Below are 25,091 nucleotides of genomic sequence, written 5' to 3'. Positions count from 1 at the left end.
GTAGGCTCGGCGCCGTGACGACGGAGCAGGTGTGGCTGGGTGCAGCGGTCGTGGTGGCGCTGGTGGCGCTCGCCGTGGCGCTGCTGTCCCATCGTCGCGCCCGCCGCGCCGAGGCGGTCGCCAGGTCGCTCGCCGAGTCCCTCGCGGCATCGCTGGCCGAGCGCGTGCCCGCCCCGCCGCGCCACGAGCCCGGCGCAAGCACGCCCGCCTTCGTGATCACCGGGCTGGACGACCGGGCACCCGACCAGGCACCCGACGTCGACGCTGCGGTGCCCCGTCCCATCGACGGACGACTGTTCACCGACATCGTCGCCCGCGAGACGGTCGTCCGGGCCGCCGGCTGGTCCCACGGCCTGCGACGGGCCCTGTCGGCCGAGAGCCGCAACCGGATCCGCTTCGCGGTGCGGCAGGAGTCGCGCCGCGCCGGCCGCGAGCGGCGTGCGGAGATGAAGCAGGCCATGCGCGAGTTCCGCGCCCGCGAGCGCGCCGCCGCCCGCGCCGACCTCGGCGAGGACGTCGCCTGATGGGTCGTCCTCTCTGGTTCGTCGCCGGGGCGGGGGTCGGGGTCTACGCCGCTGCCCGCGCCCGCCGCGTCGCCGAGTCCCTCACCGCCGACGGCCTCCGCGACCGCGTACGCGGGTGGCAGGCCGGCGCCCGCCTCTTCGCCGAGGAGGTCCAGCAGGGCCGAGCCGAGCGCGAGACCGAGCTGCGCGAGCAGCTCGGCCTGCGCCCCCTGGGCGCGGGGCACCCTCCCGAGCTGACCACGAGCACCACCGAGACGAAGGACCACTGATGGACACCGCCGAGATCCGCCGCCGCTTCCTCGCGCACTTCGAGGCCGCCGGACACACCGTGGTGCCCTCCGCCTCGCTGCTCGCCGACGACCCCAACCTGCTGTTCGTCCCGGCGGGCATGGTGCCGTTCAAGCCCTACTTCCTGGGTCAGGAGACGCCGCCGTTCGTGCGCGCCACCAGCATCCAGAAGTGCGTGCGCACCCCCGACATCGAGGACGTCGGCAAGACCACCCGCCACGGCACGTTCTTCGAGATGTGCGGCAACTTCTCCTTCGGCGACTACTTCAAGCACGGCGCCATCGAGCTGGCCTGGGACCTGATCACCAAGCCCGTCGCCGACGGTGGCTACGGCCTGGAGGAGGACCGCCTCTACCCCTCGGTGCTGGTGGGCGACGAGGAGGCGATCGGCATCTGGATGTCGGTCACCGGCCTCCCGCGGGAGCGGATCGTCCAGCTCGGCCCCAAGGAGAACTACTGGTCGATGGGCGTCCCGGGCCCCGGCGGCCCCTGCTCGGAGATCCTCTACGACCGCGGCCCCGAGTGGGGTCCCGACTTCGACCCCGCCGCGCTCGGCCCGGACATGCCGGTCGAGCTCGAGGACCGGCTTCTGGAGATCTGGAACCTCGTCTTCATGCAGGACGAGCTCAGCGCCGTGCGGTCCAAGTCCGACTTCGACATCTCCGGCTCGCTGCCCAAGAAGAACATCGACACCGGCATGGGCCTCGACCGGGTCGCGCTGCTGCTGCAGGGCAAGGCCAACATGTACGAGATCGACGTCGTCTACCCCGTCATCGCCAAGGCCGAGGAGATGACCGGCAAGACCTACGGGGCCGGCGGCCCCACGTCGGCCGAGGACGACGTCCGCTTCCGCGTGGTCGCCGACCACGTCCGCTCCTCGATGATGCTGATCGGTGACGGCGTGACGCCCGGCAACGACGGGCGGGGCTACGTCCTGCGCCGGCTGCTGCGCCGCGCGGTGCGGTCGATGCGACTGCTGGGCTGCGACGCCCCGGTGCTCCCCGAGCTGATGCCGGTCTCCCGCGACAAGATGGGGGAGACCTACGACAACCTCCTCACCGACTGGCCGCGCATCTCGCAGGTCGCCTTCGCCGAGGAGGACGCGTTCCGCAAGACCCTCCAGGCCGGCACGCAGATCTTCGACACCGCCGCCTCCGAGGTGAAGTCGACCGGCGGCACCACGCTCTCCGGCGAGCGCGCCTTCGCGCTGCACGACACCTACGGCTTCCCCATCGACCTGACCCTCGAGATGGCGGCCGAGCAGGGCCTCACCGTCGACGAGCAGGGGTTCCGCGGCCTGATGGCCGAGCAGCGCGAGCGGGCCAAGGCCGACGCCCGCGCCAAGAAGGGCGCCCACGGTGACACGGCCGTCTACCGCGGCGTCTTCGACGAGTTCGGTCCCACCGAGTGGCTGGCCTACGAGACCCTCGAGACCGAGTCCAGGCCCCTGGCCCTGCTGAGCGGCGGAGCCCCGGTGCAGCGGCTCGCCGAGGGCGAGGTCGGCGAGCTCGTGCTCGACCGGACGCCGTTCTACGCCGAGTCCGGCGGTCAGGCCGCCGACGCCGGCACGATCGTCTTCGACGGCGGCCGGGTCGAGGTGCTCGACGTCCAGCGCCCCATCAAGGGCCTGGTGGTCCACCAGGTGCGCGTGCTCGAGGGCGAGCTCGACCCCGGCCGCGAGGTCCACGCCCGCGTCGACCCGGAGTGGCGCACCGGGGCCCGCCAGGCGCACTCCGGCACCCACGTCGTGCACGCCGCCCTGCGCGAGGTGCTCGGCCCCACGGCGCTGCAGTCCGGCTCCTACAACCGCCCCGGATACCTCCGCCTCGACTTCGGCTGGACCCAGGCGCTGACCCCCGAGCAGGTGCGCGACATCGAGACCGTCTCGCAGCAGGCGCTGCGCGCCGACCTTCCCGTGCACTGGGACTACATGACGCTCGAGCAGGCCAAGGAGTGGGGCGCGATCGCGCTCTTCGGCGAGACCTACGACAACACCAAGGTGCGCGTCGTCGAGATCGGCGGACCCTGGTCGCGCGAGCTCTGCGGCGGCACGCACGTCGACCACTCCTCGCAGATCGGCACGGTCGTGGTGACCGGCGAGACGAGCGTCGGCTCCGGCAACCGTCGCATCGAGGCGCTCACCGGCGTGGAGGGCTTCGGCTACCTCGCCCGCGAGCGCGACGTCGTCGCGCAGCTGACCGGGCTGCTCAAGACCCAGCCCGACGACCTCGTCAGCCGGGTCCAGGGCCTCACCGAACGGCTCCGCGCCGCCGAGAAGGAGCTGGAGAAGGCCCGCCTCGCGCAGCTCCTCGGCGCCAGCGCCGACCTCGCCGCAGGGGCGACCCAGGTGGGTCCGGTCAAGCTCGTCGCCCACCGGGCCGACGGCGCCGCCGGCGGCGACGTGCGCAACCTCGCGCTCGATGTTCGTGGACGGCTGCCGCAGGGCGAGCCCGGCGTCGTGGTCATCATCGGCCAGGCCGGCGGCAAGGTCTCGGTCGTGGCCGCCACCAACGACGAGGCACGCGCCCGCGGGCTCTCCGCCGGCGACCTGGTCCGCGCGGTCGGACCGCTCCTCGGCGGCAAGGGCGGCGGCAAGGACGACGTCGCCCAGGGCGGTGGCACCGACGCCTCACGCATCGACGAGGCCCTCGACCTGGTCGGCCGCGAGGTCGCGCAGCGCGCGGCCCAGGCCTGAGAGGACGCGCGTGAGGCGAGGAGTGCGGCTCGGCGTCGATCCCGGGGACGCCCGGATCGGCGTGGCGAGCAGCGACCCCTCCGGCGTCCTCGCCACCCCGGTGGAGACGGTGCGCAGCGGCGGGGGCGACGTACGGCGCCTCGCCCAGCTCGTCGCCGAGCTCGAGGCGGTCGAGGTGGTGGTCGGGCTGCCCCGCTCGCTCGACGGGACGGAGGGCCCGGCGGCCGCGAAGGCACGTGCACTCGCCCTCCGGCTGGCGCGGAGGGTTGCCCCCGTGCCCGTCAGGCTGTGTGATGAACGACTGACCACGGTGTCCGCCGAGTCGATCCTGCGCGAGCAGGGCCGGCACGGCGCCAAGCGACGCGCGGTCGTGGATCAGGCGGCGGCCGTGCTGATCCTGCAGACTGCACTCGACACGGAACGGTCGAGTGGGCAGGCCCCGGGAGAGATCGTCGAGGTGGCGGAGACAGATGAGTGAGCACGAGACCCGTTCGGACGCCGCTGTGCGCCCGGACGAGCGCGAGGACGCCGAGGACTACTCCTACGTCCCGGGCGGCAAGCGGCGCAAGCGCCGCGGGTTCAAGGGCTGCTTCGCAGTGCTGATCGCGCTCGTCGTGCTGCTCGGCGGCTTCTACGTCGCGCTGACGCAGGGCGTCTCCTGGGTCGCCGACCAGTTCCAGGGTCCCGAGGACTACCCCGGCCCGGGCACGGGGTCGGTCGAGTTCACCGTCAACGAGGGCGACACCACCGCCCAGATCGGCCGCAACCTCAAGGACGACAACGTCATCAAGTCGGTCCAGGCCTTCATCGACGCCGCCGCCGGCGAGCCCGCCGCCGCCGGCATCCAGGTCGGCGCCTACGAGCTCCAGGAGGAGATGCGCGCCGCCGACGCCCTCGAGGTGCTCATCGACCCCGCCAACCTCATCGGCTTCCCGACCGTCACCGTCCCCGAGGGCCTGCGCCTCACCGAGATCGTCTCGACGCTGGCCGACAACACCGAGTTCTCCGAGCAGGCCTGGAACCGTGCCCTCCAGAAGCCCGACAAGATCGGGCTGCCCGACTACGCCGAGGGCAACGCCGAGGGCTACCTCTTCCCGGCGACCTACGAGATCAAGCCCGGCATGAAGCCGGTCGGCATCCTCAAGATGATGGTCGACCGCTGGCGTGCCGCCGCCGACGCCGCCGGCCTCGAGGAGAGGGCAGCCGCGCTGGGCAAGACGCCCGGCGAGCTGATGATCATCGCCTCCCTGATCGAGGCCGAGGGCCGCGGTGACGACATGCCCAAGATCGCCCGCGTGATCTACAACCGGCTCGACGGGCCCGGCGACAAGGGCGGCACCAACGGCACGCTGGGCATCGACGCCGCGATCGCCTACGGGCTCGGTCTCTCGCCCGGCTCGACCGAGCTCACGCCCGAGCAGCTGGCCGAGGACACCCCCTACAACACGCGGCTCAACGCGGGGCTCCCGCCCACGCCCATCGAGGCGCCCGGCGACGACGCGATCGCGGCGGCGGCCAACCCCGCCGAGGGCGACTGGTACTACTACGTCACGGTCGACCTCTCCACCGGGGAGACGAAGTTCTACGAGACCTACGACGGCTTCCTCGAGGGTCGCAACGAGTACAAGACCTACTGCGAGACGTCTGACCGATGCTGAGCTCCATGCCGGGCCCGCTGAGGTGAGCGGCGGCGCTTCGCGGCGCTGCGGTGTGCTCGGCGACCCGATCGCGCACTCGCTCTCACCGACGCTGCACCGGGCGGCCTACGCCGAGCTGGGACTCGACTGGGCCTACGACGCCCACCGGGTGCCCGCGGGCGGGCTCGAGGAGTTCCTGTCCGGGCTCGGCGCGCAGTGGCGCGGGCTGTCGCTCACCATGCCGCTCAAGCGCGAGGCGCTCACGCTGGTCGACCGCTGCACCGATCGGGCGCGCCTGGCGGGTGCCGTCAACACGGTGGTCCTCGAGGACGACGGGACGCGCGTCGGCGACAACACCGACCTGCCGGGAGCGGCCGCCGCGATCCGCGAGCGTTCGCCGGCCGCGCTGGCCACGGCGGTCGTGCTCGGGGGCGGCGCGACCGCGACGTCGACCGGGCTGGCGCTGGCCGACCTGGGGGTGGGCTCGGTCCAGCTGCTGGTGCGCGACGCGTCGCGAGCCGCGGAGACCGTCGCGGCGCTCCGGTCGCACCCGGCGGGCGTCGACGTCCGCACCGGGTCGCTCGACGCGCCCGGCGCGCTCGTGGCCGACATCGTGGTGTCCACCGTCCCGGCGTCCGCGCAGACGGCCGCCCTGGTGGAGCGCTGCGCGACGGTGCCGGTGGTCTTCGAGGCGCTCTACGACCCGTGGCCGACCCCGCTGGCCGCCTCGGCCTCGGGCCGGACCCTCGTCGGGGGTCTCGACCTGCTCGTCCACCAGGCAGCGCTGCAGGTCGAGCTGTTCACCGGTCGCGCGGTCGCGGTCGAGGTGCTGCGCGATGCCGGCGAACGCGCCCTCGCGGCGCGGAATCCCGGTTGAATGGGCTCGTGAACGACACCGTCCTCGCCGCCCTCGTGGCGGCGGTGCTCGCCGGCCTCGGCGGGCTCCTCGTCCCGCTCCTCGTGGCGCGGGTGCCCGAGCCCGCGCCGAAGCCCGTCGAGCCGGCCGACGGGTCCGGCCCGGACACCGAGGCGTCGGGCTCCGTCGTCACGCAGGTCGAGCCGCCCAAGACGCGCTACGTCGACATCGCCCGGCGACCGGGCCTGGCCTGGCGCACCGCGGTGGTGGCGGCCGCGGCGGGCGCACTGCTGGGGGCGACGACGGGCCCGGACTGGTCGCTGCTGTGGCTGGTGCCGCTGACGCCCGTGGCCGTGGCCCTGTCCGTCATCGACTGGCACACCCGCCTGCTGCCGCGGGTCGTCGTCGTGCCGGCCACCCTCGCCGCCATCGTCGCGGTGACCGTGGTGGGGCTGGCGACGGGCGAGCGGGAGGCCCTCGTGCGCGCCCTCGTCTCGATGGTCCTCGCGCGGTCCTTCTTCTGGGTGCTGTGGTTCGTGCGCTCGGCGGGGATGGGCTTCGGCGACGTGCGGCTGGCTGCGCCCGTCGGGCTCGTGCTCGGCTGGGCCGGGTGGGGCGAGCTCGCAATCGGGGTGTGGGCGAGCTTCCTGCTGTTCGTCGTTCCCGTGCTGGTCGCCCTCGTGGTCAGGCGCGACCGCAGCCTGCTGAAGCGCGCGGTGCCGTTCGGCCCCTTCATGTGCGCCGGGGCGCTGGTGGGTCTCGTCTGGGGGACTGCGCTCGCCGGTCGCATCTGGGGCTGAGAGACTGCACGCATGCTCCGATGGCTCACTGCAGGCGAGTCCCACGGTCCCTCGCTGGTCGCGATCCTCGAGGGGCTGCCCGCCCATGTCCGCGTCACCACCGACGACCTCGCCGACTCACTGGCGCGCCGCCGGCTCGGCTACGGCCGTGGGGCGCGGATGAAGTTCGAGCAGGACGAGGTCCGCCTGCTGGGCGGGGTGCGCCACGGCGAGACCCAGGGCGGACCGGTGGCCATCGAGATCGGCAACACCGAGTGGCCCAAGTGGGAGAAGGTCATGTCGGCCGACCCGGTCGACCCGGTCGAGCTCGAGGCGCTGGCCCGCAACGCCCCGCTCACCCGGCCGCGGCCCGGCCACGCCGACCTGGTCGGCATGCAGAAGTACGCCTTCGACGAGGCCCGACCCATCCTGGAGCGCGCCTCGGCGCGCGAGACCGCGGCCCGCGTGGCGCTCGGCCGGGTGGCGTCCAACTTCCTCGAGCAGGCCGTCGGCGCGCGCATCGTCTCCCACGTCGTCTCGCTCGGTGGTGTCGCGGCGCCCGCCGGTGTGATCCCGGGGCCCGACGACGTCGAGCGGCTCGACGCCGACGAGGTGCGCTGCCTCGACCCCGAGGCGAGCGCCGCGATGGTCGCGCGCATCGACCAGGCCCACAAGGACGGCGACACGCTCGGCGGCGTCGTCGAGGTCGTCGTCCACGGACTCCCGCCCGGCCTCGGGTCGCACGTGCACTGGGACCGCCGGCTCGACGCCAGGCTGGCCGGTGCGCTCATGGGCATCCAGGCGATCAAGGGCGTCGAGGTCGGCGACGGCTTCGAGCTGGCCGACACCCCGGGCTCGCAGGCGCACGACGAGATCGTCCCCACCGACGACGGCCTGCGACGCACCTCGGGCCGCTCCGGCGGCACCGAGGGCGGCATGTCGACCGGCGAGGTCCTGCGGGTGCGCGCGGCGATGAAGCCGATCGCCACCGTCCCCAAGGCCCTGCGCACCGTCGACGTGGCGACCGGGGAGGCCACCGTGGCCCACCACCAGCGTTCCGACGTGTGCGCGGTCCCCGCCGCGGGCATCGTGGCCGAGGCGATGGTCGCGCTCGTGCTCGCCGACGCGGTCGTGGAGAAGTTCGGCGGCGACTCGGTGCAGGAGACGCGCCGCAACGCCCAGTCCTACCTCGACACCATCCGGTACCGCTGATGGCGCCCCGGGTGGTGCTCGTCGGGCCGATGGGCGCGGGCAAGACGACCGTCGCGCAGCTGCTGGGCGAGGCCTGGGGCGTGCCGGTGCGCGACACCGACGCCGACATCGAGGCGAGCACCGGCAGGGAGATCTCCGACATCTTCGTGGAGTCGGGCGAGGACCACTTCCGCGAGCTCGAGGCGGCTGCCGTCGCGGCGGCGCTGCGCGAGCACGACGGCGTCCTGGCGCTCGGCGGGGGTGCGGTGCTGAGCGCACCGACGCGCGAGCTGCTCGCCGGCCTGCCGGTGGTCTTCCTGCGCGTCGGCCTGTCCGACGCGGTGAAGCGGGTCGGCCTGGGTGTGGGGCGCCCGCTGCTGCTCGGCAACGTGCGCGCGCGCATCAAGGCGCTGCTCGACGAGCGCACGCCCGTCTACGAGTCGGTGGCCGTCCACACGGTCGACACCGACGGCCGCACCGCCGACGAGGTCGCCGCGGAGATCCGGGGCCTGCTCGGATGACCAAGCGCAGCACCCGGCGCCAGCAGCAGCGCTCCCACCAGTCCCGCCCGGCAAGCCCCCGGGTGCAGCCCGCCGACACGGTCCTTCACGTCGGCGGCTCCTCGCCCTACGACGTGGTGGTCGGCCACGGCCTCTCCGCTCGGCTCCCGGCCGTGCTGGGCGAGTCCGTCGAGCGGGTGGCGGTGCTCTACGCCGGCACGCTGGGCGCGCTCGCCGACCCGCTGGTCGACGCGCTCGTCGAGCACTACGACGTCCTGGCCCTCGGCCTGCCCGACGGCGAGCGCGCCAAGACCGCCCCCGTCGCGGCCGACTGCTGGGAGGCCCTCGGTGAGGCCGGCTTCACCCGCTCCGACGCCGTCGTGACCATCGGTGGGGGAGCGACCACCGACCTCGGCGGCTTCGTCGCCGCGACCTGGCTGCGCGGCGTACGCGTCGTGCACGTGCCCACCACCCTGCTCGCCATGGTCGACGCAGCGGTCGGCGGCAAGACCGGCATCAACACCGGCGCGGGCAAGAACCTCGTCGGCTCCTTCCACGAGCCCGCCGGCGTGCTCTGCGACCTGTCGCTGCTGGAGACGCTGCCCCACGAGGAGCTCGTCGCCGGGTTGGGCGAGGTCGTGAAGTGCGGCTTCATCGCCGATCCCGCCATCCTCGACCTGGTCGAGCGCACCGACCCGGCCGACCTGACGTGGGACTCCGCCGAGCTGCGCGAGCTCGTCGAGCGCGCGATCAGGGTCAAGGTCGACGTCGTGGTCGACGACCTCCGCGAGACCGGCGGCGCCGACGGGCACCCCGGCCGCGAGGTGCTCAACTACGGCCACACCCTCGCCCACGCGATCGAGCGCACCAGCGACTACGCCGTGCGCCACGGCGAGGCCGTCGCCATCGGCTGCGTCTACGTCGCCGAGCTGGCCGCACGTGCCGGCGGCCTCGACCCCGCGCTCGTCGAGCGGCACCGCACCGCCCTGTCCCGCGTCGGGCTGCCGACGACCTACGACGCCGCCTCGTTCGACGACCTGCACGCGGCCATGAAGGTCGACAAGAAGGCGCGCGGCTCGCAGCTGCGGTTCGTCGTCCTCGACGACCTCGCCGTCCCGCGGATCCTCGCCGGGCCGGGCGAGGACGACCTGCGCGCGGCCTACGCGGCCATCGGGGGCCCGTCGTGACGCGAGTGCTCGTCCTCAACGGCCCCAACCTCGGCCGGCTCGGCCGCCGGCAGCCGGAGATCTACGGCTCGACGACGCACGCCGAGCTCGCCCACCTGTGCGTGGAGTGGGGCACCGACCTGGGGCTCGAGGTCGAGGTGCGCCAGACCAACCACGAGGGCGACCTGCTCGACTGGCTCAACGCGGCCGCCGACGACGTCACGCCGGTCGTGCTCAACGCGGGCGCCTGGACCCACTACTCACTCGCGCTCTGGGACGCGTGTGCCCAGCTGACCGCGCCGCTGGTCGAGGTGCACATCTCCGACCCGAAGCAGCGGGCCGAGGAGTTCCGCCACACCTCCGTCGTGGAGCCGCACGCGCTCGCCACGATCGCCGGCCAGGGCATCGACGGCTATCGCCAGGCGCTCGAGGTGCTGGCCGGCACCACGTCGTGACCTCCGCCGGGCGGGGTGGCGGCGCGCTCCTCGTCGCCGGCCTGCTCGGCAGCCTGCACGCGGCGTTCAGCCTCTACTGGGGTGCCGGCGGCGACTGGCTGGTCGAGACGCTCGGGCAGCGGCTGGTGGACGCGTTCGCGGGGTGGGAGTGGCTGCTCCTCCCGATCGGCCTCCTCAAGCTGGCCGGGGCGTGGGTGCCGCTGCTGGCTGCGCGCGCCGGGTGGCCCGTGCGACGCCTGTCCAAGGGTGCCTGCTGGGTCGGTGCCGCCGTGCTGGTGGCCTGGGGAGGGCTCAACACCGTGGTCGGCCACCTCGTGCTGGCCGGCGTCATCGTCCCGGAGGGCGGCGTCGACCGGGCCGGCATGGTGGGCCACGCCTACCTGTGGGACCCGCTGTTCCTCGTCTGGGGCCTCGCCCTCGCCGTGGGGCTCGCCCGGTCCCGCGCCTAGCGCCTGCGGCGCGGGGCCTGTGCTTGGATCGCTGGGTGCTTCCCTTCCGCCAGGTCGACGTCTTCAGTGCCGAGCCGTGGCTCGGCAACCCGCTCGCGGTCGTGCACGACGCCGACGGCGTGAGCGACGAGGAGATGGCCCGCTTCGCGCGGTGGACCAACCTGTCGGAGACCACGTTCCTGTGCGCGCCGACGAACCCCGGCGCCGACTACCGGGTGCGGATCTGGACGATCGGCGGTGAGCTGCCGTTCGCCGGGCACCCCACCATCGGCAGCGCCCATGCGTGGCTCGTGGCCGGGGGAGTGCCGCGCGGCGACGTGGTCGTGCAGGAGTGCGGCGCCGGGCTCGTCGACGTACGCCGCTCGCCGCGGCTCGGCTTCTCGGCCCCACCGCTGCGACGCTCCGGTCCCGTCGACGCCGACCTCCGGGAGCGCATCGTGCGCGCCCTCGGCGTCACCGACGCGGCGGTCGAGGACATGGCGTGGATCGACAACGGTCCCGGCTGGGTCGGCGTCGACCTCGGGTCGGCCGAGGCCGTGGTGGCCGTCGAGCCGGACGTCGCCGCGTTCACCGACCTCAAGGTGACGGTCCTCGGTCGGTGGGGAGCCGCGACCGCCGCCGAGCTCGGTGCGGACGTCGAGGTGCGCGCCTTCTACGCCGACGGCCGCGACTTCGGCGAGGACCCGGTGACCGGCAGCGCCAACGCCGGCCTCGCGCAGTGGCTGATCGGAAGCGGCGCGCTCCCGGCGTCCTACACCGCCCGGCAGGGCAGCGTCATCGGCCGCGAGGGACGGGTGCGCCTGGAGGCGGCCGGCGACGCCGTCTGGGTCTCCGGCGACGCCGTCACCCGGATCGTCGGCGAGGTCGACCTCCACGCGCCGGATGCGGGCACGCGAACGCATCGGGGCAGCGGGGCCGGGGTAACGGGGACCACGACGACTGAGGACACGACGACGAACGAGGAGGCGCGGTGAGCCTGACGGCTGTGCTGCACGGACGGCGCGGACCCGTGGAGCTGGTGCTGGTGCGCCACGGGCAGAGCGCGGGCAACATCGCCGACACCGAGGCGCGCGACGCCGACGCCGAGCGGCTGGAGCTGACGGCGCGTGACGCCGACGTCGAGCTGTCGGCCAACGGCGAGGAGCAGGCCCGCACGCTGGGCCGCTGGGTCGGCGGGCTCGCGACGTCCGAGCGGCCGGACCTCGTCGTCAGCTCGCCCTACCGGCGTGCGGCCGACACGGCGCGCACGGCCCTGGACGGCCTCGGCCTCGACCTGATGCTCGACGAGCGCCTGCGCGAGCGCGACCTCGGCCTCCTCGACGGCCTCACCGGCAAGGGCATCCGGGCGCACCACCCGGGAGAGGCCGAGCGCCGCTCCCACGTCGGCAAGTTCTACTACCAGCCCCCGTCGGGGGAGAGCTGGGCCGACGTGGTGCTGCGGGTCCGCAGCCTGCTGGCCGACCTGCGCGAGGCGTACGACGGCAAGCGGGTGTGGCTGTTCACCCACCAGGCCGTGATCATGTCGTTCCGCTACGCGCTCGAGGGTCTCGACGAGGCGGCGCTGCTCGAGATCGACCGCACCACGCCGATCCCCAACGCCTCCATCACCCGCTACTGCGTGCGCGACGGCGCGCTGGTGCTCGACACCTTCGCCGACGACTCCCACCTCGAGCCCGGCCCGGCCGCGAGGACCGACGAGGACGACCGGGCCGGGGAGGCGCCCGATGCCTGACGCGACTGCGAACGACGCGACGCTGGTCGACGCCGCGCTGCTGCGCCGGTGGCCGCTGCCCGAGGCCGGGGCCGACAAGGAGGAGCGGGGCCGGTTGACCGTGGTCGCCGGCAGCCGCGAGACCCCCGGCGCCGGGCTGCTGGCGGTCGAGGGTGCCTTCCGCGTGGGCGCCGGCAAGGTCCACCTCGCCACAGCCGACTCGTGCGCGCGGTCCCTCGCGGTCGCGGTGCCCGAGCTGATGGTGAGCGGGCTGGCCGAGGACGGCGGTGGCGCGATCGACCCCGACGAGGCCGACAGGCTGGTCGAGGTCGCGGAGGGGAGCGGCGCGGTGCTGCTCGGCCCCGGCTTCGTGGCCCCGGACGTCTCCGACTCGCTCGTGCGCCGCGTCGCGCCCCGGCTCGGCGGCACCATCGTGCTCGACGCGCTCGCCACGGCCTACGTCACCGACAACCACGAGGAGGTCGCCTCCCTCGAGGCGACCGTCGTCCTGACGGTCAACCCCGGAGAGCTGGCCCACTGCCTCGGCGTCCCGGAGGACGAGGTGTCCGACGACCTCGTCGCGCACACGGTGCGCCTCGCCGCCCGCACCCGGGCCGTCGTCGTGTGCGGCGGGCCCGTCAAGGTGATCGCGTGGGAGGACGACCTGTGGTGCGTCGAGGCCGGCAACCCCGGACTGGGGACGGCCGGCTCGGGCGACGTGCAGGCCGGCATCGTGGCGGGCCTGATCGCCCGCGGGGCCGAGCCGGCCCAGGCCGCTGTCTGGGGCGCGTTCCTCCACGCCACCGCGGGCGACCGGCTGGCCGAGCGGGTCGGACCGGTGGGCTACCTCGCCCGCGAGCTGCCCGGCGAGCTCCCGGGCGTGCTGGCGGAGCTCGCCGGCTGACTCCTGCACCGCGTGGGCCACCGGTCCAGACATGCGTAGTAATGCTGATGCGACGGCGTGCCCACCCCGGCCACACTCGTGCCGGACAGGGGAGGAACGATGCGAAGCGTGCTGAGCAGGAGCGCCCACGCCGACCAGCTGGAGGCAGAGGTCCGCGAGGCCATGTGCTGCGTCCCGACCGACCGGTGCTGGGAGTGCCAGGTCAAGCTGGGCGAGGTGCGGGCTGCCCGTCGTGACGCCGTGCTGCACTCGATGAGCACGGCCCGACCGCGGCGGCCGGCCTGGTGATGGTCCGCGACGGCGCGGCCGGCGCCGGGAGCGCCGGTCGCGTGCCGCACTCGATGACCGCGCTGGGGACGCCCGGCTGGCGCGAGGGCGCCCGCGTCCGCGCGTCGGGGGAGTTCGGCGACGCGGCGGAGGCCGCGCTCGACGTGCTGGAGCTGCTGGAGCGCGCCTGGCACGACAGCCACGGCCACGCCGGACCGCCGGCCGAGGTCGTCGCCGACGTGTGGCAGCTCGCCGCCGGCGACGTCGCGCGGCTCGCGACCGCCGCGCGCCTGGCGCTCACCGACCGCGACGCGCTCCGCGTGGCGGTCGACGAGGCGCTGGCGCGGGTCTGAAATCCGGCGCGGGCCCTCAGAGCGAGGCGAGCCAGTCGTCGATCGGGACGTCGCCGTCGCCGAAGACGAGGGTCTTGCCGTGGGCCCGGGGGTCGTCGAGCACAGCCAGCGCGACCTGGGCGACCAGCTCGCGCGCAGTGGTGTCGCCGTCGTTGAAGCCGGCCTGCGGGTTGACCGCCCCCCGGCCGGGCTCGAGGGTGAGGGTGCCTGGCCCGAGGACGGTCCAGTCGAGCCCCGAGGCGCGCAGGTGCTCGTCGGCGGCGATCTTGGCGTCCTGGTAGGGCCGGAACGGGTTGTCGTCCGGCACGAGGAAGTCGGGGTGGGCGCCGGAGAACGACACCATCACGTAGCGCCGCGCGCCCGCAGCCTGCGCGGCGTCCATCGAGCGGATCGCGGCGTCGCGGTCGACCGCGAAGGTCCGCTTGGGGTCGCCGCCGCCGGCGCCGGCCGACCAGACGACCGCGTCCTGGCCTGAGAGCAGGTCGGTCATGGCGCCCGTGTCGGCGTCCTCGACCGACGCGACCAGCGCTGTCGCGCCGGTGGCCTCGACGTCCGCCACGTGGTCGGGGTTGCGGATCACCGAGGTGACCTCGTGACCCGCCTCGACCAGCATGGGTGCCAGGAGAAGAGCGATCTTGCCGTGTCCGCCGATGATCGTGACTCGCATGGTCCCGACGCTACACACCGCGGGGTCGGACCCGGTGCCCGTCGCGCATTTCCCGGCTCCAGCGGCCCCCGACTAGACTGGTCCGTCGGCACGGGCTCGCCCCGGGGCCGGAGACGTTGACAACTCGACGAAGGCGGACACACACCACATGGCAACCACCAACGACCTCAAGAACGGCATGGTCCTCAAGATCGAGGGTCAGCTCTGGTCCGTCGTCGAGTTCCAGCACGTGAAGCCCGGCAAGGGCCCGGCCTTCGTGCGCACCAAGCTCCGCAACGTCGAGTCGGGCAAGAACGTCGACAAGACCTTCAACGCCGGCACCAAGGTCGAGACGGCCAACGTCGACAAGCGCACCATGCAGTACCTCTACAACGACGGCTCGTCCTACGTCTTCATGGACACCAGCACCTACGAGCAGCTCGAGGTCACCCCGGAGGTCGTGGGCGACGCGAAGAACTTCATGCTCGAGAACCAGGAGGCCATCGTGGCCACCAACGAGGGCCGGGTGCTCTTCATCGAGCTGCCCGCCTCCGTCGAGCTGCTGATCGCCGAGACCGAGCCGGGCCTGCAGGGTGACCGTTCCACCGGTGGCACCAAGCCCGCCACCCTCGAGACCGGCCACACCATCGCGGTGCCGCTCTTCATCACCACCGGCGAGAAGGTCAAGGTCGACACCCGCGACTCGTCCTACCTCGGCCGCGTCAAGGCCTGACGCCAGGTGTCTGCCCGCTCCAAGGCCCGCAAGCGCGCGCTCGACATCCTGTTCGCCTCCGAGCTCCGCTCGGAGGACCCCGTGACGGCGCTCGAGCGCGCCATCGAGGCGGGGGAGGGGCCGACCAACCCCTACACCAGCACGCTGGTGCGGGGTGTGGTCGAGCACCAGGCGCGCATCGACGAGGTGCTGACGACCTACAGCAAGGGCTGGACGCTCAGCCGGATGCCCGCGGTCGACCGCAACGTGCTCCGCATCGGCGTCTACGAGCTGCTGTGGGGAGACGACGACGTCCCCGACACCGTCGCGGTGAGCGAGGCGCTCCACCTCGTGCAGGACCTCTCCACCGACGACTCGCCGGCGTTCGTCAACGGGCTGCTCGGCTCGATCCAGCGCGACCGGGCCAGCCTGGTCTGACCCCGGTCGGCGGGACGGCCCGCACGGGCCTCACCCGCAGGGGTCAGCGCATTCGCGGCGGGTCGTCGCGAGGTCCTAGGTTGAGCCCATGAGCGCCCCTTCCGACACCGCTGCGCAGGCCCACGAGAGCGACTGGCTGGACCACGCGGTCCGGGCGGGGCTGGTCGCCTACGGGGTCGTGCACCTGCTCGTCGGGTGGCTCGCGCTCCAGCTCGCCTTCGGCGAGAAGGAGGACAGCGCGTCCAACGCCGGCGCCCTCCACTACCTGGCCCAGCAGCCGCTCGGCGAGGCGCTGGTGTGGATGGTCGCGATCGGCATGTTCCTGCTGGTCCTGTGGCGCCTGCTGGAGTTCGGCTTCGGCTACCGCGAGGAGTCCGACGACGCCAAGCGCTGGCGCAAGCGCGCCACCTCGCTGGGCAAGGCCGTGCTCTACGGCGCCATCGGCTGGAGCGCGGTGCAGACCGTCACCGGCTCGGGCGGCGGCAAGGGCGGCACCGACTCCACCACCAGCAAGCTGATGGACCTCCCCGGCGGCCAGCTCATCGTCGGCGTGGTCGGCCTCGCGGTCATCGCGTACGGCGGCGTGCTGGTGTGGCGTGGCTGGAAGGAGAAGTTCCGCGAGCACCTCGACTCCGAGGGCCAGACGGGCAAGGACGGCTCGGTCTACGTCAAGCTCGGCAAGGCGGGCTACATCGCCAAGGGCATCGCCATCGCGATCGTCGGCGGGCTGTTCGTCTACGCGGCGCTCACCCACGACCCCGACAAGTCGGGCGGGCTCGACCAGGCGCTGCAGACCGTGCGCGAGCAGCCGTTCGGGCAGGTGCTGCTGACGATCATCGCCCTCGGCATCGCCTGCTACGGCGCGTTCTGCTTCGCGCGCGCCAAGCACCTCTCGCGCTAGCGTCCCCGGCCCGCCCGCGCCGCCGTGCCGCCGGTGACGGCCAGGGCGGTGGCGACCATGTGGTCGCGCACCTGCTCGGCGGTGACCCTGCTGATCCGGGGCACCCCCGGCTGCTCCTCGGAGACGAGCATCGCCACCCGCCCGAGTTGGAGCGTGCCGAGCCCGCTGGCGTAGAGCATGTTGGCCAGCAGGCCCGGGTCGTCGACGTGGAACTCGCCGGTCTCCGCCCCTGCGGTGATGGTGCGGGTCAGCACCGACAGGCAACCGGTGATCGCCTGCCCGAGGCGATACATCGCGCTCTCGCTGACCTCCTCCAGCAGGTCGCCCCCGGGGCGTCGCATGATCGCCTGCGCGCAGTCGACGAACGCCGGATGGGCCAGGCCGTAGTCGACGAAGGCCTCCACGAGGCGGACGAGCTGCTCGCGCGGGTCGGACGTCGTCGAGGCGGCCTGCTCCAGCGCCACCCGCAGCTCCTCGAGGTACTGCACCAGGGTGAGGCTGAAGAGCTCCTCCTTGCCGGTGAAGTGGCGGTAGATGATGGCGCGGTTGATGCCGACCGCGCGGGCGATGTCCTCGATCTGCGCGTCGCGCACGCCGCGCTCGTCGAAGAGCCGACGGGTGGCCGCGATGATCTCGGCCTCGCGCTGTCGCCGCCGGGCGGCAGCGGTGCCACCTCGCCCGGTGCCGGGGCCTGGCGTCGGCTCGGTGGTCATGAGCGCCAGTCTAGGTAGGTCGCGCCGCGGCGCCGGTGTGGTTCGATGCCCGGGTGCTGGTTGCCGTCGCCCGTCGTGCCGTGGTCCTGCTCGTCCTCGGCGTCCTTGCTGCCGTCCTCGGCGCGCTGCTGGCGCCGGTCGGCGCCTCGGCCGCCGTGGACGGTGGCCGCTTCGCCGGCACCGCGCGGTTGCCGGGCTGCTCCGGCGCGGTCGTGAGGTGGCCCGCGGCCCTGGACACCGACCCGGCCGTGGTGCTCACCAACGGTCACTGCGTGCGCAGCCCCTTCCTCGGCGCCCGTGAGGTGCTCGTCGACCAGCGCCGCCGCACCCCGGTCGACCTGCTCGACGGCCGCGGAGGGGTGGCGCTGTCGACGCGGGCGGTACGCCTGCAGTACGCGTCGATGTACCGCACCGACGTCGCCCTGCTGACGCTGCGGCGGACCTACGCCGACCTCGCCGCGGCGGGCATCACGCCGCTGTCCCTCGCCGCCGCGGGGCCGTCGCGGGGTGACCGCATCCGCATCCCGTCGGGCTACTGGCGCGAGCAGCGTGCCTGCACGACCACCGGGACGGCGTACCGCCTGCACGAGCGGATGTGGGACTGGTGGGACTCGATCCGGCTGCCGGCCCGCGACGGGTGTGCGATCCGCGGCGGCTACTCGGGGTCGCCGATCGTGTCGCGCACCACCGGGCTGGTGGTCGGGGTGGCCAACACCGCCTGGGTCGGCGGTCGTCGCTGCGTCGACTCCGCTTGCGAGGAGAGCCGCCGCGGACGCGCCGTCCTGCGCACGCACATGAACTACGGACAGCAGACGTGGTGGCTGCTCACCTGCCTCGACGCGGGGCGCACGTTCGACCTGGACGTGCCGGGGTGCCGGCTGCCCCGCCCGGCCGCGACGGCCACCGGGGCGCTCACGAGCTAGACCACCTGCCAGCGCGAGTGTGATCCGCGTCATCATCCTTTGGTACCGCGGGTCGTCCGTTTCGAGGACGGGCCGGCTGGGCGCTCCTACCTTCTGTGGCGCGTGGGGCGCGATGGTGCCCTGCGCGTCCACGACCCCCCAGCGAAAGACAGCCATGCGTGCCCTCCCGACGTCTCGTCGAAGCCCCCACAGTCGTACCCCCACCAAGAGCCTCGGCATCGCACTGGCCACCAGCGTGGCCCTGACCGGCCTCACCGCCTCGGTGGGCACGACCTCGGCGGTCGCCGCCCCCGCGCCGGACCCGGTCACGTTCTCCGCGGGTGCCGGAGCCTATGCGGGCACGGTGCCGAACGGGTCGTGCTTCGTCGATGTCCGGATCACCGGTGGCGCCGGTGGGCACAACATGGTCGGCGGCGGTGTGAGCCAGCCCGGCGCCAACGGGGCGGCCGCGCGGATCAGCACCCGGTTCGCGGTGGTGCCGGGTGAGTCGTTCGGCGGCGTCGTGGGTGGCGGCGGCGGGCAGGTCCGCACGGCTGGCAGCAACGGCGGCGGCAACGGTGGCGCGCTCACCGGCTCGAACCAGATCCACCCGGGCGCCGGTGGCGGCGGCTGGACCTCCTTGGAGCTCGACGGCACCGAGGTCGTGGTGGCCGGTGGTGGCGGCGGCTCCGGCGGCGGCCACTCCCTCAACCAGGGCGGCGGCGGCGACGCCGGTCTCCCCTCCGCACCCGGCGTCACCGCTGGTGCGAACGGCATCGACGGTTTCGACGACCCGGCGCAGAACGTCGTCGGCGCCGGTGCCGGTGGTGGTACGGCCGGTCCGGGGGCAGGCGGCGCGAACAGCGCCGACGCCGTGCGGAGCGGGACCCCGGGCGTCGGACGCACGGGCGGCAACGCCGGTCCTGACAGCACCCCTGACACCGGCGGTGGTGGTGGCGGCGGCTGGTTCGGCGGCGGCGGCGCGGCCTCGACCGTGGGCAACGGCAACGGCGGCCTCACCGTCGGCGGGGTCACCGGCGCGGGAGGCGGCGGCGGCGCGAGCTTCGTCGCCGTCGAGAGCCCGGGCCTGGCCGGGTTCCCGGTCGCGAGCGTGAGCTCGGTGGCGGTGGGTGATCGGGCGACCGCGGGCGACGGCCAGGCGGGCGACGTCGTCCTGGACTTCGTGCCCTGCGACTACGACCTCGCGGTCACCAAGTCGGTCGACGACCCGACTCCGGCGCCCGGCGACACGGTGACCTGGACGGTCTCCGTGACCAACAACGGTCCCGACCCGATGACCCGCGGTGATCTCGTCACCATCGAGGACACCCTCCCCGGTCCCGGCGACAAGACGATCACGTCGGTCGACGTCACCGGCGGCAGCAACGACCGCGCCCTCGCCCGCGGTGCAGTCACGTGCGGCGTGGCCGTGGGCGACCCGATGGCGGGCTCGATGACGTGCGGACGTCCGTACGTCGATGGTGTGGCCAGCTCTCCCGACTCGGGGTTCCGCGGCATCGACCCGGGGGAGACCATCACGGTCACCTACACGCACGAGATCCCGACGGGCACGCCCGGCGGCACCATCATCGAGAACGTCGTCAGCACCACCGATCGTGGGGCGGCGGCCGACAACAGCGCCGAGGCGGAGCTGACCGTGACCGCCGGACCGCCGGTCGCGACCGACGACACCCGCAACACCCCGTTCAACACCCCGGTGACGCTGCCCGGTGCGGCCAACGACGACCCGAGCGACCCCGGCACGCCCATCGTGCCGACGTCGACCGTCTTCACCAGCCCGGCGGCGACCAACGGTGGCAAGACCCTCGTCACCGCTGAGGGCACCTGGCAGGTCAACGCCGACGGCACGGTCACCTTCACGCCGGCGGCCGGCTACGTGGGCACCACCCCGCCGGTCGAGTACCGGATCACCGACGCCGCAGGTGGCACCGACACCGCCGATCTGGTCGTCACCGTGCGACCCGGCCCCGTCGCCGCTCCCGACCCCGAGACCACCCCCCAGGACATCGACGTGACGGTCGACCCGCTCCCCAACGACACCCCGGGCCTGCTCGCCGACGGGTCCGCGGGCAGCTGGGACGAGACCTCGGTGGTCTTCCCCGCCGGCCCGAACCCCGGCACCGTGTCCGGCGGTGGCAGGACGCTGACCGTGCCGGGTGAGGGCGTCTACACGATCGACCCCGCCTCCGGCGAGGTCACCTTCGACCCGGAGCCCCAGTTCACCGGCACCGCGACCCCGGTGACCTACCAGGTCACCGACTCCGTGGGCAACGACGTCCGCTCGACGATCACGATCACCGTCACGCCGATCACGCCCGTGGCCAGCGACGACACCGACAGCACGCCGTACAACACGCCGGTGACCCTGCCGGCCGTCACGAACGACGACGCGGGCGACCCGTCGGCGCCGCTGGTGCCCGGCGCGACGGTCTTCACCAGCCCGGCGGCCACCAACGGCGGCAAGACCCTCGTGACCCCGCAGGGCACCTGGCAGGTCAACGTCGACGGGACGGTCACCTTCACGCCCGTCGACGGGTTCAGCGGCCTCACGCCCCCGGTGGAGTACCAGATCACCGACGACAACGGCACGACGGACGCCGGTCTGCTCAGCGTCCAGGTCGGCGAGGGCCCGCTGGCCGAGCCCGACGTCGAGACGACCCCGCAGAACGTGGACGTCACCGTCGACGTGGTCGACAACGACACCCCCGGGACCGACCAGACGTTCGACCTCACCTCGGTGGTGTTCCCCGCCGCGGCGAACACCGGCACGGTGAGCAACGGCGCCAAGACGCTGACGGTGCCCGGTGAGGGTGTCTACACGATCGACCCGGTCACCGGCGCGATCACCTTCGACCCCGAGCCGCAGTTCACCGGGCAGGCCACCTCGGTGACCTACACAGTCACCGACTCCGCCGGCAACGACGCGACGTCGACGCTGACGATCACGGTGGAGCCCATCGTGCCGGTGGCGAACGACGACACCGCCAGCACGCCGTACGGCACGCCGGTGACCCTGCCGGCCGTGACGGACGACGCGGCGGGCGCCGCGTCGGCGCCGCTGGTGCCCGGTGCGACCGTGTTCACCAGCCCGGCCGCGACCAACGGTGGCACGACCCTGGTCACGGCGGACGGCACGTGGCAGGTGAACCCTGACGGCTCGGTGACCTTCACCCCGGCGCAGGGATTCACCGGGACCACCGGGGCGGTGGAGTACGAGATCCGCGACAGCAACGGCACGACCGACACGGCGCTGCTGACGGTGACCGTGCGTCCGGCGCCGACGGCGCAGCCCGACACCGGCACGACCCCGCACGGCACCCCTGTCACGGTGACCGTGCTGCCGAACGACACCCCCAGCCCGCACGCGGACGGGACGCCCGGCGCCTGGGACCCCACGACGGTGGTCTTCACCTCGCCCCACGCCACCAACGGTGGCAAGACGCTGACCGTCCTCGGTGAGGGTGTCTACACGATCGACCCGGTGACGGGCGCGATCACGTTCGTCCCCGAGCCGGGCTTCGCCGGCCAGGCCACCTCGGTGGACTACCGGGTGAGCGACACCAACGGCAACGCCGTGCGCTCCACCGTGTCGATCACCGTCGCTCCGGCCCCGGCCGTGCCGGCCGCCCCGCGTGACGACGTCGACCTCGTGCTCGCCAAGCGCGCGGTCGGTGGGTCGCAGGTGAAGGTCGGCGACTCGGTGCGCTACCGGCTCACGGTGCGCAACAAGGGCACCGACGCCGCGTCGGGTCCGATCACGCTGCGCGACCCGCTGCCCGAGGGGCTCGAGCTGGTCTCGGCCAAGGGCAAGGGGTGGACGTGCAAGGTCCGCCTCCGCGCCGACACGGTCACCTGCGTGCGCGAGAAGGGCCTGGGAGCCGGCAAGAAGGCGGCGCCGGTGTTCGTGGTCGCGACGACCACGCGCGCTGCCGTGGGCCAGGTGGTCAACGTCGCCACGGTGCGCGTCGCCGGCGAGTCGGTGCGCTCCAACAACAAGGGCCGGGCAGGCATCACGGTGGTGCCGGCCCAGCTGCCCGCGACCGGGTTCCGGCTCCGGCCGCCCGGGGCGTGATCGGGTGAGGCTCGCGAGTCGACTCCACCTGACCGCGCGAGCCGTCCTCGTCCACGGGGTCGTGCTGGGCGTCGCACTTGCGGCGTCCGGCGCGGCCCCGTGGGGCGTGTCGGCGCACGCCGATCCGGCCCGCGTCGAGGCGCCACGAGCACAGCAACCGTGTGCGGCGGTCGGCCGGGCGTTCCGCCCGACCGGCCTGGCCGTCGACGGCGTCGTGGGTCGGACCCGGGTGCTCGCCCGCGGGCAGGACAGGTACGGCGTGCCCACGCCCCCGCCCCTCACGGCGCGCGGCAGGTGGCAGCTCGCCTGGGACAAGCGCGCCGGGGTGCGCCCCGGCGACGACACCGGCGTGGTGCGGCTGACCGCGCACACCTACCCCCGCGACCGCACGCGACAGGACGCCCCGGCGCTGGGCAACCTGCTGCTCGAGCGGCTGCGGACCGGTGCCCGGCTGCGGGTCTCGGGACCCGGCGGCGCGGTGCTGTGCTACCGGGTGACGCGGCGCCAGCAGGTCAGGGCCGACGCGACGCTGTCCGGCTTCTACGACACCGCCGGCAGCCCGCGCCTGGCGATCCTCGTGTGCTCCGGCACCCGGCGTGGTCCGGGCGACTGGACGCATCGCACCATCTGGTACGCCACGCCCGAGGTCACGGGCTGACCGACGCGGGCGAGCCGTAGGCCCTGACCATGTCGATGGTGTCGGCCTCGTCGGGCCGCTTGTCGTCGCGGTAGCGCAGCACCCGGGCGAACCGGAGCGCGACGCCGCCGGGGTAGCGGGTGGACCGCTGCACCCCGTCGAAGGCGATCTCGACCACCTGCTCGGGGCGCACGTGGACGACGTGGCCCTCGCGGTGGGTCTCCAGCTCCAGGAATCGCGCGGTCTGCCACGCCAGGAGCTCGTCGGTGAGGCCCTTGAACGTCTTGCGGCGTACCCAATGACGCACAAACGACAGAGGGGCCGCAGCGCGTACGCCACGGCCCCTCTAGCGCCTCACAGCCCCACGGTGGGGGACTGGTGCTCAGCGAGCGTGGTATGCCGCTAGAACGGCGTCAGGGATGCGCCCACGGTCTCCCAGCGGCTCAACGCCCTGCTTGCTCGCTTCCTTGGACCTTGACCACTCGCGCACGGCGTCACGCTGTGCCTTGCTCGATGCAGAGCCGTTGCTCTGAGCCGACTTGCTAGCGGCAGCCTTGCCGGTGCGCTTGGACCCGGTGACCTTCCGAGCGGGGCCGACATAGGGGGCCAGGACCTCCCTGAGGGACGCCGCATTAGCGGCGTTTAGGTCAATCTCATATGACGTGCCGTCCAGCGCAAAGGTGATCGTTTCCTCTGCCTCGCTTCCGTCAAGGTCGTCAACCAGCAGGATCGAAACCTTCTGTGCCATTTCTAATCTCTCTTGTAGTGGTTACCTGCGAACTAGGGACGTCTAGGTGTGCGACCGCCATCTACCAACCGGTGTCGGTTCCATCCCGGCCAAGATTAGTTCCGCCGGGTCGATAGCCAGTATGACGGTTCGCTCGGTCTGGGGGTCTGGTGGAATTTCGACTAGGTTCACCGGAGCCCAGGCGCCCAGCAGTGCATCCCGATACTGGGACAACCTCAGCAAGTCCTCGGCCTGCTGGGGGTACAGGATGGAGCGCAGGCGTGCGTCTACTGCCGACATCCCCACAACGGACGCCTCAATGATTTCGAGAGCCCCTGGGTCCTCTTTTAGGCGCGAGAGTTTCTCGCGAACAGTTGGGCCCACGTCCACCATTACCTTGTCGCGGTCTATGTAGTACGTCATTTCGATGTCCACCACCCCAGAGGGAACAGAGTCGGTCGTAGTCAACTCCAGGTCCGTCGCCTTGAACGCTTGGTGAGTGAAGATGCGGCGAAGTTTGTAAGCCAAGAGATACTGCCAGTTGCGTTCGTACTCTTCACGGAAAACCTCATGGACTTGTTGCGAAACGTCCTTTCCCAGTCGGCTCGCAACGGCATTAGCGTGCTCCTGGTAGGAATAGACGGCATTGCAGGCAGCGAAGGTCCATATCTGACACTGTTTGGCAAGGGGTCGAAGTAGCACGCCGGAAGTTTGGCCTACGCTTGCACCGATCGCGTGCCATGACATCGCCAACTTGAAATCGTGAGCAATATTTGCCAAAAGGTCACGCATTGGAGGATGGTTCCATGCTTTCAATCGCGTGTAACGCTCGCGCAATTCGGCGTGCTCCTGCTCGGTCAGCCACACAAGCGGAACCAATTGATAGCGCGGATGTTGGCCATTGAAGTCTCGAAGGCCGCTCAGGCTGTATAGGCGTTCGCCACTCGCTCGCGGCTCGGCGGGTTCCAAGGGGCTCCCTCTCATTGGAACGGCGCAGTCACGACGCGCGTAGGGTCACGCGTGCCGATGCACAGTCTCTCGGTTAGGACCGCAAACGGTGGGCGCCACGCTCTTGGGCCACACCGCAGCCTCTGTCGGTGGACTCTGGGAGGGTAAGCGCGTGTGCATGATCGAAGACTGCCAGCGGCCCGCCGCCGCTAGAGATGGTGCGGCATGCAGTACAACCGGACCCTAAGAGAGGGTGACCCCGGCGACCGCCGGTCTGTCGTGCTCTCTCGATGGGTGTGAGCGCCCGCGAAGGGCGCGCGGATGTGCGAGGTGCATTGGCAACGTTGGTCCGCTAGTGGAGACCCGGCCAAGCGGAAGCCAAGCGGGTTGTTCGATACGGGGGGACGCATGCGCGGTGGATGTGTGCGCCAACCTCGCTGTATCGGCGGGACTCTGCAATGCCCACTATCTGCGTTTTAGGAAGCACGGCGTCCCGGTCGGCCTTGCTCAGCGCGACCTGACCCTTGCCGCTACTCGCAGGCGCGCCTTGCTCCCCGCCTTGCCACCAGCGCGCCCGACCTTGCGAGCCGCCCGCAAGT

General features: G+C 72.8%; 28 protein-coding genes. 23 read left to right on the top strand and 5 right to left on the bottom strand.

Annotated features, from left to right (window positions below; genetic code table 11):
* Positions 1-14: 14 nt before the first annotated feature.
* The 17 genes from AC4H2S_RS20445 to AC4H2S_RS20365 all read left to right on the top strand — a co-directional run bounded on the left by AC4H2S_RS20445 (position 15) and on the right by AC4H2S_RS20365 (position 13,775).
* Positions 15-524: a hypothetical protein gene (locus AC4H2S_RS20445; protein ID WP_491498827.1), complete on the top strand. Its 510-nt coding sequence runs from the start codon at positions 15-17 to the stop codon at positions 522-524.
* Positions 524-793 (top strand): DUF6167 family protein, encoded by a 270-nt coding sequence (locus AC4H2S_RS20440; protein WP_491498826.1) that lies wholly within the window; start codon positions 524-526, stop codon positions 791-793. Before AC4H2S_RS20445 ends, AC4H2S_RS20440 begins: the two co-directional genes overlap by 1 nt.
* Positions 793-3,507, top strand: a complete 2,715-nt coding sequence (gene alaS, locus AC4H2S_RS20435) for an alanine--tRNA ligase (RefSeq protein WP_491498825.1) — start codon at positions 793-795, stop codon at positions 3,505-3,507. The genes AC4H2S_RS20440 and alaS overlap by 1 nt, the downstream gene beginning before the upstream one ends.
* Positions 3,508-3,517: 10 nt before the next feature.
* Positions 3,518-3,985: a Holliday junction resolvase RuvX gene (gene ruvX / locus AC4H2S_RS20430; RefSeq protein ID WP_491498824.1), complete on the top strand. Its 468-nt coding sequence runs from the start codon at positions 3,518-3,520 to the stop codon at positions 3,983-3,985.
* Positions 3,978-5,165 carry an endolytic transglycosylase MltG gene (mltG, locus tag AC4H2S_RS20425; RefSeq protein ID WP_491498823.1) on the top strand — a complete coding sequence of 396 codons (1,188 nt, stop codon included), beginning with the start codon at positions 3,978-3,980 and terminating at the stop codon, positions 5,163-5,165. The genes ruvX and mltG overlap by 8 nt, the downstream gene beginning before the upstream one ends.
* Before the next feature lie 22 nt (positions 5,166-5,187).
* Positions 5,188-6,021, top strand: coding sequence for a shikimate dehydrogenase (locus AC4H2S_RS20420; RefSeq protein ID WP_491498822.1), 834 nt, complete (start codon positions 5,188-5,190; stop codon positions 6,019-6,021).
* Positions 6,022-6,029: 8 nt separating this feature from the next.
* A complete protein-coding gene (locus AC4H2S_RS20415; protein ID WP_491498821.1) occupies positions 6,030-6,800 on the top strand; it encodes a prepilin peptidase in 771 nt (256 codons plus the stop codon).
* Positions 6,801-6,812: 12 nt separating this feature from the next.
* Positions 6,813-7,991: a chorismate synthase gene (gene aroC / locus AC4H2S_RS20410; protein WP_491498820.1), complete on the top strand. Its 1,179-nt coding sequence runs from the start codon at positions 6,813-6,815 to the stop codon at positions 7,989-7,991.
* Positions 7,991-8,491, top strand: a complete 501-nt coding sequence (locus AC4H2S_RS20405; RefSeq protein ID WP_491498819.1) for a shikimate kinase — start codon at positions 7,991-7,993, stop codon at positions 8,489-8,491. The genes aroC and AC4H2S_RS20405 overlap by 1 nt, the downstream gene beginning before the upstream one ends.
* A complete protein-coding gene (gene aroB, locus AC4H2S_RS20400) occupies positions 8,488-9,657 on the top strand; it encodes a 3-dehydroquinate synthase (RefSeq protein ID WP_491498818.1) in 1,170 nt (389 codons plus the stop codon). Before AC4H2S_RS20405 ends, aroB begins: the two co-directional genes overlap by 4 nt.
* Positions 9,654-10,091 (top strand): type II 3-dehydroquinate dehydratase, encoded by a 438-nt coding sequence (locus AC4H2S_RS20395; protein WP_491498817.1) that lies wholly within the window; start codon positions 9,654-9,656, stop codon positions 10,089-10,091. Before aroB ends, AC4H2S_RS20395 begins: the two co-directional genes overlap by 4 nt.
* Positions 10,088-10,540, top strand: coding sequence for a DUF3995 domain-containing protein (locus tag AC4H2S_RS20390; protein WP_491498816.1), 453 nt, complete (start codon positions 10,088-10,090; stop codon positions 10,538-10,540). Before AC4H2S_RS20395 ends, AC4H2S_RS20390 begins: the two co-directional genes overlap by 4 nt.
* 35 nt (positions 10,541-10,575) lie before the next feature.
* Positions 10,576-11,514: a PhzF family phenazine biosynthesis protein gene (locus AC4H2S_RS20385; protein ID WP_491498815.1), complete on the top strand. Its 939-nt coding sequence runs from the start codon at positions 10,576-10,578 to the stop codon at positions 11,512-11,514.
* The gene (locus tag AC4H2S_RS20380) at positions 11,511-12,272 is read left to right on the top strand and encodes a histidine phosphatase family protein (protein ID WP_491498814.1); all 762 of its coding nucleotides are present in this window, start codon (positions 11,511-11,513) and stop codon (positions 12,270-12,272) included. The genes AC4H2S_RS20385 and AC4H2S_RS20380 overlap by 4 nt, the downstream gene beginning before the upstream one ends.
* On the top strand, positions 12,265-13,155 hold the full coding sequence (locus tag AC4H2S_RS20375; RefSeq protein WP_491498813.1) for an NAD(P)H-hydrate dehydratase: 891 nt from the start codon (positions 12,265-12,267) through the stop codon (positions 13,153-13,155). The genes AC4H2S_RS20380 and AC4H2S_RS20375 overlap by 8 nt, the downstream gene beginning before the upstream one ends.
* A gap of 108 nt (positions 13,156-13,263) precedes the next feature.
* Complete coding sequence (locus AC4H2S_RS20370; protein WP_491498812.1) at positions 13,264-13,443, top strand: hypothetical protein; 180 nt, start codon at positions 13,264-13,266, stop codon at positions 13,441-13,443.
* On the top strand, positions 13,440-13,775 hold the full coding sequence (locus AC4H2S_RS20365; RefSeq protein ID WP_491498811.1) for a hypothetical protein: 336 nt from the start codon (positions 13,440-13,442) through the stop codon (positions 13,773-13,775). Before AC4H2S_RS20370 ends, AC4H2S_RS20365 begins: the two co-directional genes overlap by 4 nt.
* A 16-nt stretch (positions 13,776-13,791) precedes the next feature.
* On the opposite strand, the gene AC4H2S_RS20360 is transcribed toward AC4H2S_RS20365, so the two are convergent.
* Entirely contained in the window at positions 13,792-14,442 is a 651-nt protein-coding gene (locus tag AC4H2S_RS20360) for an SDR family oxidoreductase (RefSeq protein WP_491498810.1), read from the bottom strand.
* Positions 14,443-14,590: 148 nt separating this feature from the next.
* On the opposite strand from AC4H2S_RS20360, the gene efp reads away from it, so the two are divergent.
* The 3 genes from efp (at position 14,591) to AC4H2S_RS20345 (ending at position 16,472) form a co-directional block, all read left to right on the top strand.
* Positions 14,591-15,154 (top strand): elongation factor P, encoded by a 564-nt coding sequence (efp, locus tag AC4H2S_RS20355; protein WP_172259690.1) that lies wholly within the window; start codon positions 14,591-14,593, stop codon positions 15,152-15,154.
* A gap of 6 nt (positions 15,155-15,160) precedes the next feature.
* Positions 15,161-15,571 (top strand): transcription antitermination factor NusB, encoded by a 411-nt coding sequence (nusB, locus tag AC4H2S_RS20350; protein ID WP_491498809.1) that lies wholly within the window; start codon positions 15,161-15,163, stop codon positions 15,569-15,571.
* A gap of 88 nt (positions 15,572-15,659) precedes the next feature.
* Entirely contained in the window at positions 15,660-16,472 is an 813-nt protein-coding gene (locus tag AC4H2S_RS20345) for a DUF1206 domain-containing protein (protein ID WP_491498808.1), read from the top strand.
* Here AC4H2S_RS20345 and AC4H2S_RS20340 read toward each other — a convergent pair.
* Complete coding sequence (locus tag AC4H2S_RS20340) at positions 16,469-17,185, bottom strand: TetR/AcrR family transcriptional regulator (protein WP_491498807.1); 717 nt, start codon at positions 17,183-17,185, stop codon at positions 16,469-16,471. The two genes, AC4H2S_RS20345 and AC4H2S_RS20340, sit on opposite strands and share 4 nt — an antisense overlap.
* 53 nt (positions 17,186-17,238) lie before the next feature.
* Here AC4H2S_RS20340 and AC4H2S_RS20335 point away from each other — a divergent pair, with 53 nt between their 5' ends.
* The 3 genes from AC4H2S_RS20335 (at position 17,239) to AC4H2S_RS20325 (ending at position 22,838) form a co-directional block, all read left to right on the top strand.
* The gene (locus AC4H2S_RS20335; RefSeq protein ID WP_491498806.1) at positions 17,239-18,108 is read left to right on the top strand and encodes a S1 family peptidase; all 870 of its coding nucleotides are present in this window, start codon (positions 17,239-17,241) and stop codon (positions 18,106-18,108) included.
* A 154-nt stretch (positions 18,109-18,262) separates the two neighbouring features.
* Entirely contained in the window at positions 18,263-22,180 is a 3,918-nt protein-coding gene (locus AC4H2S_RS20330) for an Ig-like domain-containing protein (RefSeq protein ID WP_491498805.1), read from the top strand.
* A 4-nt stretch (positions 22,181-22,184) separates the two neighbouring features.
* Entirely contained in the window at positions 22,185-22,838 is a 654-nt protein-coding gene (locus AC4H2S_RS20325; RefSeq protein WP_491498804.1) for a class F sortase, read from the top strand.
* On the opposite strand, the gene AC4H2S_RS20320 is transcribed toward AC4H2S_RS20325, so the two are convergent.
* From AC4H2S_RS20320 to AC4H2S_RS20310, 3 genes are all read right to left on the bottom strand, one after another.
* Positions 22,828-23,124, bottom strand: coding sequence for an ATP dependent DNA ligase (locus AC4H2S_RS20320; protein ID WP_491498803.1), 297 nt, complete (start codon positions 23,122-23,124; stop codon positions 22,828-22,830). The genes AC4H2S_RS20325 and AC4H2S_RS20320 overlap by 11 nt on opposite strands.
* Positions 23,125-23,199: 75 nt before the next feature.
* Positions 23,200-23,565, bottom strand: a complete 366-nt coding sequence (locus tag AC4H2S_RS20315) for a histone-like nucleoid-structuring protein Lsr2 (protein ID WP_491498802.1) — start codon at positions 23,563-23,565, stop codon at positions 23,200-23,202.
* 42 nt (positions 23,566-23,607) lie between these two features.
* Positions 23,608-24,513: a hypothetical protein gene (locus tag AC4H2S_RS20310; protein WP_491498801.1), complete on the bottom strand. Its 906-nt coding sequence runs from the start codon at positions 24,511-24,513 to the stop codon at positions 23,608-23,610.
* Positions 24,514-25,091 lie beyond the last annotated feature (578 nt).

Source organism: Nocardioides sp. Z13_37, assembly GCF_058355585.1.
This window is presented reverse-complemented; position numbering and strand designations above follow the sequence as displayed.

Coding starts and splice junctions, on each gene's coding strand:
- AC4H2S_RS20440 (WP_491498826.1), top strand. CDS start 524: ATGGGTCGTCCTCTCTGGTTCGTCGCCGGGGCGGGGGTCGGGGTCTAC.
- alaS (WP_491498825.1), top strand. CDS start 793: ATGGACACCGCCGAGATCCGCCGCCGCTTCCTCGCGCACTTCGAGGCC.
- mltG (WP_491498823.1), top strand. CDS start 3,978: ATGAGTGAGCACGAGACCCGTTCGGACGCCGCTGTGCGCCCGGACGAG.
- aroC (WP_491498820.1), top strand. CDS start 6,813: ATGCTCCGATGGCTCACTGCAGGCGAGTCCCACGGTCCCTCGCTGGTC.
- AC4H2S_RS20405 (WP_491498819.1), top strand. CDS start 7,991: ATGGCGCCCCGGGTGGTGCTCGTCGGGCCGATGGGCGCGGGCAAGACG.
- aroB (WP_491498818.1), top strand. CDS start 8,488: ATGACCAAGCGCAGCACCCGGCGCCAGCAGCAGCGCTCCCACCAGTCC.
- AC4H2S_RS20375 (WP_491498813.1), top strand. CDS start 12,265: ATGCCTGACGCGACTGCGAACGACGCGACGCTGGTCGACGCCGCGCTG.
- AC4H2S_RS20360 (WP_491498810.1), bottom strand. CDS start 14,442: ATGCGAGTCACGATCATCGGCGGACACGGCAAGATCGCTCTTCTCCTG.
- efp (WP_172259690.1), top strand. CDS start 14,591: ATGGCAACCACCAACGACCTCAAGAACGGCATGGTCCTCAAGATCGAG.
- AC4H2S_RS20345 (WP_491498808.1), top strand. CDS start 15,660: ATGAGCGCCCCTTCCGACACCGCTGCGCAGGCCCACGAGAGCGACTGG.
- AC4H2S_RS20340 (WP_491498807.1), bottom strand. CDS start 17,185: ATGACCACCGAGCCGACGCCAGGCCCCGGCACCGGGCGAGGTGGCACC.
- AC4H2S_RS20330 (WP_491498805.1), top strand. CDS start 18,263: ATGCGTGCCCTCCCGACGTCTCGTCGAAGCCCCCACAGTCGTACCCCC.
- AC4H2S_RS20315 (WP_491498802.1), bottom strand. CDS start 23,565: ATGGCACAGAAGGTTTCGATCCTGCTGGTTGACGACCTTGACGGAAGC.